Below are 8,878 nucleotides of genomic sequence, written 5' to 3'. Positions count from 1 at the left end.
GGCTGACACCTGCCTGCTTGAGGTTCGTGCGATGAAAAGGCCCAAGTTCCATCTCAGCGGTGTGATCCCGCGGCTAGTCGTCCGGCTCCAGCCAGCCAGGCTGGCGCAGTTCGCGCCTGCAAAAGCAACTTTGCAAACGGCAGGCAGGAGAGTTCCTGACCTCGCCAAGCGACGTGATCACACTTCCAGATCACCGGCAAGGCGCTGTCTGAAAACCCTCAGCCGGACTCGCTAGCGTGGGTGCGACGCGCCGACCATTCGGCACGTCGGGTCCCAGGCGAGCGGCTTCGGCTGATCAATTCCAATTGACCGGATTATCAAACGGCGCCCGATTGGCGGCCGGCGTGATTGTTCGTTATACCGCTCGGTCGGGGGAGGGCCAGTCGCAAAGTGGAGATTCGTGAGTTCAGGAATCGGGGGCCGTTTCGCCGGCCCAACTTCGCGCGGCTTCACGCTCGCTCCAATCGAAGTATTTGATTTCCGCGGATGTGAAGGGCCGGCAAAATGCCGATACGCCTTTCTGCCACTGACGATCGCCGACGACGGCCAGCCGCTCCAGATCCGTGAAGTGTTTGACGTCCCACTTGAGGTCGTCCCACAGGGCGGCCGCCTCCCAACCGTGAAAGTCTGTCAGGACGATGATCATGCTGATCTTCCCGTATTGCCGGATGCGTTCTTCGGTCAGCGGGACAAAGAGGTCGTAATCGGCGGCGGTCAGTTTGCCATTCACCTCGACTTCAATGACTTTGCCGTCGGCCGTTTCTGAGATGTTGACTGGCATCTTGATACTCCGGAGTGTGACTACCGCACCGTGTGCCAACGGGTACGGAAATGATGGTGGACGACGTCAATCGAATGGCCGAACGGATCATGCAACATGCTCGCCGAGCCGGGTTGACGGTCAAGCTCGGCCGAAACGACTGAAACGAAGGGACCCGATGATGGTGACGATCGATGGCGATCACGGCAACCTTCGATCGTGGCTTTCACTGCGTCTTGACCTGGTATTGGAGGGAAACCACGCCGTCCTCCTGGGCGACCTGACGAAAACCGTAGCGACGAAAAGCCGCGAGCATCCGTGCGTTGGTGCGGTCGGTTTCCGCCACCACACACGTCAACCCCCAACTGCCAGCGATCTCCATGCAATACCCGGTCAGTGCGGTCCCCAATCCCCGGTTTTGCCAGGCGTCAACGACCAGGACGGTGTACTCCGCGTCCTCGTGGCTGGTTCCGGCCACCAATCGGCCGACGCCGACAAGTTGGCGCTTTCCGGCCTCATGAATCTCCGCCACGATGGCCATTTCCCGGTCGTAGTCGATGAAACAGAATCGCGTGGCAAAGTCGTGGGACGTCTTGCCGAGCATGCTTCGGAATCGATTGTGCAGTGTTTCCGGCGAACATTCCGACAACATGGCGTGCCACATCGGTTCATCTTCCGGTTTGATCGGCCGCAGCAGGACCTTTGTGCCGTCGTCCAACGCGACGCTTCGGCAATAGTTCTCCGGGTAGGGGCGAATTGCCAGGTGCGAAAACTGTTTGACCGGGTGCAGCAACGTCTGATGGTCCAAGATGATCCGTGCGTCCAGCGCCACGACCGATGATGGAGTGACCAGCAACGGATTGACGTCCAGTTCACAGATCTCGGGATAGTCGGCGATCAGGTAAGAAAAACGCATCAGCACTTCGACCAGTTTGTCGATCGTCACGGACGGCCGACCCCGATAGCCCTGCAACAGTGGCCAACACCGGAGCGACTGCAGCATGTTGCGGGCGAGTCGCTCATTCAGCGGTGGCAATTCCAACGTGCGGTCCCGCAGCAGTTCGGTGCCCGTGCCTCCGGATCCGACCATCAGAACCGGACCAAAAACGGGATCGCGGCGGGCACCGACGATCAGTTCGATCCCGTTCGCTGACGAGATCATTGGTTGGACGGTGACTCCTTCCACGTAGGCGTCCGGACGTGCCTCCTTGGCGGATTGAAGGATTCGGTCATAGGCGTCGCGAACCGCGTCGTCTCCGACAACCCCCAGCGCCACGCCGCCCACGTCCGTCTTGTGGGAGATATCCGGCGAGAACACTTTCACCGCCACGGGGTAGCCAAGCCGATGTGCGTACTCCACCGCGTCTTCAGGCGTGCGGGCAACGAACGTTCTGCTGATTGGAATCTCGTAGGCATCCAGCATCGCCTTGGACATGCTTTCGGTCAGTCTTTGCCGGCCTTCGCTGAGAATCGTGTTGAAGACGGGTCGGAGCCGTTCCCGATTGAGCACGAACTCAACGGGCAGATCTTTGGGCGTTTCGTAAAGCAATTCACGGCGTCGCGCGTACGTATTCAGGTACATGAACGCCCGCACCGCTTCTTCCGGAAAACTGTAGGCGGGAATGCCAGCGGCGCGCAAGGCCGCGATCCCCTCTTGCACCGCGTTGCCCCCCACCCAGGATGCCAAGACCGGTTTGGTGGTTTGGTCGGTCGATTCGATGACGGCCTTGGCGGTCGCCAGCGGATCGGTCATCGCTTGCGGGGTCAGGATGACCAGCGCGGCATCGACTCCATCATCTCTCAGCACGCCCCGCAGCGCCTTGGCAAAACGCGCGGGGTCGGCATCCCCCAGAACGTCGACCGGATTGCCGCGCGACCATGCGGCGGGTAGCTGGTGATCCAACGAATCGATCGTCGAATCGCTCAGCGTCGCAAGCGTGCCATGAAGCTGGACCAATTGATCGATCGCCATCACGCCCGGGCCGCCCGCATTGGTGACGATCGCCAAGCGATCTCCCCGGGGGCGGCGTGTTTGGGCAAGCAATTGGGCACAGTCGAAGATGTCACGCACTTCTCGGACGCGGACCACACCGGCGCGCGCCAACGCGGCTTCGTAGACGTCGTCAACGCCGGCCATCGCGCCGGTGTGCGACGCCGCCGCTTTCGCCGATTCGGCAAATCGCCCCGCCTTGTAGGCAACGATCGGTCGATTTCGCGTGAAGCTGCGTGTCGCCGACATGAACGCTCGCGCGTGCTGAATCGATTCGATGTACAGGATGACCGCGTCAGTCCCTGGGTCGTCGTGGAAGTAGTCGATCAGATCGGCCATGCCCACGTCCATCATGTTCCCGATCGAAACGAAATACGAGAAGCCGATTCGGTCGCGCCGCGCCCAGTCCAGGACGCTGGTGCAAAGTGCCCCGGACTGCGAGACGAAGGCAATCCGGCCGGCTTCCGGCATCGAGCCCGAGAAACTGGCGTTGAGGTGGGCGTGGGGAGAGATCACGCCCAAACAGTTGGGCCCGATGATGGCCAGCTCGGGATACGCTTTTGCCGCGTCACTCACCCGCTGCTGCAAGGCGATCCCCGCGGCGCCGGTTTCCCGAAAGCCGGCGGAAACAATGATCAGACCTCCAACGCCGAACTTGCCGCATTCGGCGACCAAATCAGGCACCGTCGCCGCCGGGGTGCAGATCACGACCAAATCGACCGGTTGCGGCAAGTCCGTCACGCTCGGATACGCCTCCAGCTGTTGAACCGTTTTCCGCCGCAGATTGACGGGGAACACCTTTCCGGAAAAGCCGCCCTCAAGAAGGTTCTTCAGGACCGTGTATCCGACCTTCAACGGGTGATCGCTCGCTCCGACGACCGCCACGGATGAGGGACGAAAGATTGCGTCTAAATCACGAGCGGACACGGGGGCACCTCCCTTCGGTGACGGAGACAAATCGTCGGATCGGACACTCGTCAACATGCCACGTCATCGGCCGCTAGGATATCACACGCAAGCAACCGCAGTGTCGTTGGCTTTCGCGACCGGCCCTCCACGCGCGGCGGCATTGCCGAAGTTTTTCCTTTTCTGTTCAGCCGTCACGCGCGTGCGACGTCAGCAACCGGCAACGTTCATTCTCTGGAGATCGTCATGACGGGATCGCTGATTGCCATCGTCGCTCATTTGCTGATCCAACTCGTCGCGATCCTTCGTGTGCTGCTGCGGCCGCACCGTGAACCCGCGTCGCGGATCGCATGGATTGTGGTCATTGTCGCCATCCCGATTGTCGGGATCCTGGCCTACTGGTGGCTTGGGGAAGTCAACATCGGGCATCGCCGCGTTGCCAGGTTGCATCGGGTGGTGAACAGACTCCCGCCGCTGGCATCCCGCGATCCGTCCATGCAGGATGTGAACGTTCCGGAGAGATATCAGCATCTGTTTGAGCTCGGCCGATCGATCAGCCATTTCAGCCCGGTCGGCGGGAATCAGGCGCGATTGATGGAAGACTCCAATGCAACGATCGATTCGATGGTCGCCGACATCGATCGGGCGGAAAGCCATGTGCACCTGATCTTCTACATCTGGCTGTCCGATCACAACGGATGCAAGATGGTCCAAGCGCTCAAGCGTGCGGCACAGCGTGGCATCAAGTGCCGGGCCATGGCGGACGGGCTGGGATCCCGATCGATGATCAAGTCAGCGTATTGGAAAGAAATGAAGGACGCGGGCGTTCAGGTTGCCGTCGCGCTGCCGATCGCTAATCTGCTGTTGGGGCCATTGGTCGGCCGGGCGGACCTGCGGAACCACCGCAAGGTGCTGGTGATTGACGGCAAAGTCACCTATTGCGGAAGCCAAAACTGCGCCGATCCGGAATTTCGTGTCAAGGCAAAGTACGCCCCCTGGGTCGATACGATGGTGCGTTTCGAGGGGCCCATCGCGCAGCAAAATGAACGGCTGTTCGCCAGCGATTGGATGACGTACGTCGACGAAGACATCGACGACTTGTTGCAGGCGCCGATCCACGAAGGGAAAGGCGGGTTTCCGGCGGCTGTGGTCGCAACGGGCCCGACAGTCCGCAACTCCGCGATGCCGGAAATGTTCACGACGCTGATGTACGCCGCGCGGCGTGAGTTGGTGATCACGTCGCCGTATTACGTTCCGGACGAATCATTGCAATCGGCATTGTGCGCGACGGCCTACCGGGGCGTGGAGACGACGATCATCTTTCCCGCCCGCAATGATTCCTGGATCGTCGCGGCGGCCAGTCGCAGCTACTACGCCGATTTGCTGGCTGCGGGCGTGAAGATTCATGAGTACGTCGGGGGGCTGTTGCACGCCAAGACGCTGACTTTGGACGGAGAGGTGGCGCTGATCGGGTCGGCAAACCTGGATCGACGCAGTTTTGATCTGAACTACGAAAACAACATTCTGCTGTGTGATCCCGAGCAAACAGGCGCGATCCGTCAGCGGCAGCAGCAGTTCCTGGACCACGCCAACGAGGTGACGGTGCAGGAGGTGGAAGCCTGGCCGGTCACCCGTCGCCTGTGGAACAATTCGGTCGCGATGCTGGGACCGATTCTGTAGCGTGAAAGAAGCAAGAGGAGCGGTCGTCGTTGCGGTAGCGACCGCCGCCAGACGGTGACCTTGCTGCTGATTCCACGCTCTGGCGAACGTCGCTCCCTCAACGCGGCGCTGTCCAATTCAACTGACCGCTAGCGGCGGTGACCGGAGGCGTCGCCGACGTCGCTGGCGGGGATCGGTGTCGGATCGGGGTAGTGGGTCGACCGCGTCAGCGGATCCACGTATTCCAACCGCATCAGCCGTTCCGGGCCCAATTCGACTTCTGGTCTGGATTCCAGAAAATGTTCCAGCGTGTCATGGCGGCTGTTCTCGATGAACCGGGTCAGTCCGTCGACCATCTTTCGGATGACGTCGGGGCCTTCCCGATAGACCTCCGAAGTCACCATCACGGCGTCGGCACCGGCGATCATCGCTTTGATGGCGTGTTCGGCGGATCGCACACCGCCACTGGCCGCAATCGGAATCTCCAGACCGCCGGTCCGCGCGCGAACGATTCCCTCCAGGATCCCGCCCAGAGAGTCCAGGGGTGAAAGTTCCCATCGACAGGTCCAATGCATGCGCTCGACGCTGACGTCCCACCGGGGAAGGTGTGTGAACAGGATCAGCCCCGCAGCACCGGCATGCTGCAATTGGTGGGCGACGGAAGCCAGGTTGGTGAATCGCTGACTCAGTTTGACCGCAACGGGGATCTGAAGCATGCCGGTCAAGTCACGCACCAGGGCACAAAGCTTTTCCTCGATCGATGCGGCCGGCTCACCCGGTGACGTCAGCATCGGTTGCCAGTTCAATTCCAACGCGTCGGCACCGGCGTTCTCGATTCCTTTTGCGTACTCGATCCAGTCGCCCGTCACGCCACCGTTCATGCTTGCGATCACCGGCACCGATTGACCGGACTTCAGGTGGCGGATCGTGTCCAGATAATGCTCGACGCCGCCGTTGTATTTGTCTTGCTGCGGCTGGTAACCACTTTCCTCGATGGCACGAAGCGGGTCCGTTTCCTTCAACTTGGCATGGACGATTTGTTCCTTCAGCACGGAAGGAAGAACGATCGCGCCCGCTCCCGCCCCGACCATCTGGCGGACCGCTTCCGATTCGATCGTCAACGGGCACGACCCGACGATGATGGGCGATGAGAGATCGAGACCCAAATACCGTGTCTTTAACAATTCGACCATGTCAGTTGCGCCACAAGCGGTGAGAGGAAGAAGGTCAAGATTCGAATGATACGCCCACCTCTTCTTCGTTTTAATCTTTTGCGACGATCGAGGCATCCACAGATCGCGACAAGAAGGCCACAAAAACGCCGATTATTCATCGTTCGGGAAATCTCTCTGCCCAGGCGGCAAATGTGCCAGCAAATCAGCCGCATCACCGTTTGGTGTGTCGATGCGTCTCATTCGCTGCGTGTCATTCACGGCGCGGTCGCACCATCACGACGACCGACTCGCCGGACACGGCCATTCGTCTGGAATCACAGGCGGGGGCATCTTCCAGTGCCGTCAGATCTTGTGGCGAGCGACGCGAGGTGTCGATCACGCGTTTCCACTGTCCCGGCAACCCCTCGTGAATTCCGAACACCTGCTCCTGTTCACTGCCGTTGATCATGACGTACAGGTCGTCATCGGATTCGGTGCGGCCGTGAAGGCAGTACGCGATGCACTGGGCCGAAGCGGACAAATCGACAAGCCGGTCGGTTCCGTACCACGTCACATCGTCCCGCCAAAACCTGGATCGGGAAATGGACGGGTGCTGTTTTCGAAACGCGATCATCGCTTTGACGAATTGGAACAGGTCCTGGTGTGGGGCCAGCAGGCTCCAATCAAGCCAACTGGTTTCGTTGTCTTGGTTGTAAGGGTTGTTGTTCCCACCTTGAGTCTGCATGAATTCATCGCCCATTCGAAACATCGGCGTGCCGTTGGACAGCAAGATCAGGCAGAAGTAGTTCTTCATCTTCTGTTTGCGGCGGGCGGCGATCCGAGCAGGGACGTCCACGTTGCCTTCCCAGCCGTGGTTGCTGCAAAAGTCCGCATTGCCATCGGTATTCTGGTGCCCGTTGGCCCAGTTGTTCTTGGATTGAAAGGAAACCAGGTCCGCCATCGTCATCCCGTCGTGCGAGGCGACGTAGTTGACGCTCTGCCAGGGCCGATAAGCAAAAAAGCGGTCGTCGGGAAACAGGTCGCTGCTGCCGTACAATCGCGTCATCAGATCGGGGATTTGGCCGCGGTCGCCGCGAACGAACCGTTGCACCGTGTCGCGGAAGCTGGCGTTCCACTGCATCCACTGCATGCCGGGAAAGCTGCGTCCCAATTGGTAGACGCCGGCGGCATCCCAAGGTTCGGCGATCAGGCGGATGTCCGAAAGCTCATCTTCGGAACCGATCTGTCCGAAGATCGGCGGGTCCTCCAGATTGATCGAACCGTCGGAATTGCGGGTGAACACGGATGCCAGGTCGAATCGAAATCCGTCGACATGCATTTCCTGCACCCAGTACCTCATGCTGTCGATGATCAGCCGGCGGACAGTCCGATTGGCGGTGTGCAGGGTATTTCCGGTGCCACTGAAATTAGAGTAAGGGTGGGCGGGATCGTGTGAAGCGACGTAGTACGTGCTGTTGTCAATTCCCTTCATGCTGTAGGTCGGCCCGTTGTCGTCGCCCTCGCACGTGTGGTTGTAGACGACGTCCAGGATGACTTCGATGTCCGCCGCGTGCAGTTGGCGGACCATCTCTCGGAACTCGTTGCGGTGCTCGCACGCGTCCGGACGCGTCGCGTACTCGTGATGCGGCGAGAACACGTTCATCGGCATGTAGCCCCAATAATTGTTCTCCTGCGAATCGAATTGAAAGACCGGCATCAATTCCACCGCGGTCACGCCCAACTCTTTCAGGTACGGGATCTTGTCGCACAATCCCAGGAAGGTACCGCGACGATCGGCGGCGACTCCCGAATTGGCGTTCTGGGTGAAGCCGCGGACGTGGACTTCGTAGATCAACAAGTCCGCGTCGTGCACCGGCTTTCGGTCCTGCCTCCAATCGAAATCGCAGTCCAGCGGTGCCAGGTAGGCCAGCGGAGATTTTCCGGCGTTGGATCCGGGTTGGCAGGCGGCGGCGCGACTGAATTCCGGAGGAAAATAGACCGTGTGGGCGTAGGGGTCCAACAGCAGTTTTTCCGGATCGAACGCGTGGAATTCGAAGCCGCCCGCTGGAGCCGGACCGCTGATTCGATACGCGTAAACACACGGTCCGTCGATCTGATCGGCCGGAATGCGACGGTGCCAGACCGGACCCGACTTGTACGACAGGTGATCGAACCCAACCGACAGAAACGGTTCGATCAAATTGTCCGTCCGATAGAACTCGATCGTCACGCTCTCGGCGTGTTTCGAATAGATGGCGAAGTTGAACTGGCCATCATTTGGATCGAACGAAACCCCCAGGGGGTGCGCCGCGCCTTCCCGAGACTTCCAACTCGGGCGTGCGGATTCCGATTCGGGCGTGTTCGGTGCGCTCACGATCGATTGTCCAGTCCGGGGCGGCGCTCCAGGCC

The 8,878-nt window shown here is 60.2% G+C and carries 5 protein-coding genes; 1 reads left to right on the top strand and 4 read right to left on the bottom strand.

Annotation, left to right across the window (positions count from 1 at the left end):
* Positions 1 to 406 precede the first annotated feature (406 nt).
* The gene (locus FYK55_RS12285; protein WP_150076723.1) at positions 407 to 781 is read right to left on the bottom strand and encodes a SpoIIAA family protein; all 375 of its coding nucleotides are present in this window, start codon (positions 779 to 781) and stop codon (positions 407 to 409) included.
* A gap of 205 nt (positions 782 to 986) precedes the next feature.
* On the bottom strand, positions 987 to 3,734 hold the full coding sequence (locus FYK55_RS12280; RefSeq protein ID WP_201743698.1) for a bifunctional acetate--CoA ligase family protein/GNAT family N-acetyltransferase: 2,748 nt from the start codon (positions 3,732 to 3,734) through the stop codon (positions 987 to 989).
* Positions 3,735 to 3,902: 168 nt separating this feature from the next.
* Here FYK55_RS12280 and cls point away from each other — a divergent pair, with 168 nt between their 5' ends.
* Complete coding sequence (gene cls, locus FYK55_RS12275) at positions 3,903 to 5,336, top strand: cardiolipin synthase (protein WP_150076721.1); 1,434 nt, start codon at positions 3,903 to 3,905, stop codon at positions 5,334 to 5,336.
* 128 nt (positions 5,337 to 5,464) lie between these two features.
* Here the strand turns inward: cls and FYK55_RS12270 are convergent, their stop codons facing one another.
* Complete coding sequence (locus FYK55_RS12270; protein ID WP_150076720.1) at positions 5,465 to 6,508, bottom strand: dihydroorotate dehydrogenase-like protein; 1,044 nt, start codon at positions 6,506 to 6,508, stop codon at positions 5,465 to 5,467.
* A 232-nt stretch (positions 6,509 to 6,740) separates the two neighbouring features.
* Positions 6,741 to 8,843 carry a glycogen debranching protein gene (locus FYK55_RS12265; protein ID WP_150076719.1) on the bottom strand — a complete coding sequence of 701 codons (2,103 nt, stop codon included), beginning with the start codon at positions 8,841 to 8,843 and terminating at the stop codon, positions 6,741 to 6,743.
* Between the last annotated feature and the right edge of the window lie 35 nt (positions 8,844 to 8,878).

This window comes from Roseiconus nitratireducens, assembly GCF_008629675.1.
In the GTDB taxonomy this organism is placed as follows: Bacteria; Planctomycetota; Planctomycetia; order Pirellulales; family Pirellulaceae; genus Stieleria; species Stieleria nitratireducens.
This window is presented reverse-complemented; position numbering and strand designations above follow the sequence as displayed.

Bases quoted from the DNA above. Each gene is read 5' to 3' on its own strand.
- FYK55_RS12280 (WP_201743698.1), bottom strand. From the start codon at position 3,734: ATGTTGACGAGTGTCCGATCCGACGATTTGTCTCCGTCACCGAAGGGA.
- FYK55_RS12270 (WP_150076720.1), bottom strand. From the start codon at position 6,508: ATGGTCGAATTGTTAAAGACACGGTATTTGGGTCTCGATCTCTCATCG.
- FYK55_RS12285 (WP_150076723.1), bottom strand. From the start codon at position 781: ATGCCAGTCAACATCTCAGAAACGGCCGACGGCAAAGTCATTGAAGTC.
- cls (WP_150076721.1), top strand. From the start codon at position 3,903: ATGACGGGATCGCTGATTGCCATCGTCGCTCATTTGCTGATCCAACTC.